This window comes from Acinetobacter sp. 148, assembly GCF_031196675.1.
Taxonomy (GTDB): Bacteria; Pseudomonadota; Gammaproteobacteria; order Pseudomonadales; family Moraxellaceae; genus Acinetobacter; species Acinetobacter baumannii.
In genome coordinates, this window is sequence record NZ_JAVIMT010000055.1 from 1 (window position 1) to 909 (window position 909).

At 38.0% G+C, this 909-nt stretch carries 1 protein-coding gene; it reads left to right on the forward strand.

Annotated elements, in window-relative coordinates; all coding sequences use genetic code 11:
* Positions 1 to 754: IS5-like element ISAha2 family transposase (locus tag RFX69_RS09105; protein WP_000597506.1), on the forward strand; the 754-nt coding region annotated here is incomplete at its 5' end.
* Positions 755 to 909 lie beyond the last annotated feature (155 nt).

The following is a 909-nucleotide window of genomic DNA, read 5'->3' on the forward strand; positions in this document are numbered from 1 at the left end:
AATGATCAAATCTTTATTTAGACTCTCTTTACGCATGGTCACAGGTTTTGTTCAAAGTCTGATTAAACTTTGTGGATTAAATTGGACCGCACCAGATTACAGTACGCTTTGTCGAAGACAAAAACATATTGATATTGCGATTAGCTATCAAAAAAGTAGTGATGGGCTACATCTACTCGTCGACTCAACTGGCTTAAAGTTTCTAGGTGAAGGTGAGTGGAAACGTAAGAAACATGGACCTGAATATCGTCGCCAATGGCGTAAGCTTCATATTGGCATCGATGCTGAAACCTTGCAAATACGTGCAGTACAGCTTACTACAAATAATGTGAGCGATTCGCAAGTACTCGGTGATTTACTTGCTCAAATTCCCTTAGATGAACGAATTGATTCGGTCTATACCGATGGTGCTTATGACACGAAGCACTGCAGACAAGTCATTCTAGATCGAGATGCACATGCGCTCATTCCGCCAAGAAAAAATGCAAAACCATGGAAAGATCAGAAATTGAGATCTTTAGAGCGGAATGAGTTACTGAAAACAGTTAAACGTTTAGGAAGAACGCTTTGGAAAAAATGGTCTGGTTATCATCGTCGAAGTTTAGTTGAAACCAAGATGCATTGCATCAAACTATTAGGTGATAAATTAACAGCAAGGAGTTTTTCTAGTCAGGTGAATGAGATTCATGCACGCATAGCCGTATTGAACAAATTTACAGAATTAGGTCGTCCTCATACCCAAGTTGTCACTTGAATTCTGTTCAAATGAGCAGAGTGTTATCTTTTAAATCTTTGTGCAACAAAGCCCTTTGGAGAAACCGGACATTTCTATTTTGGAGTTACAGTATGATTTCGTATAATACAGATTATGTTAAATTGATTACATGATACGTTAAGTTCATATTTCTC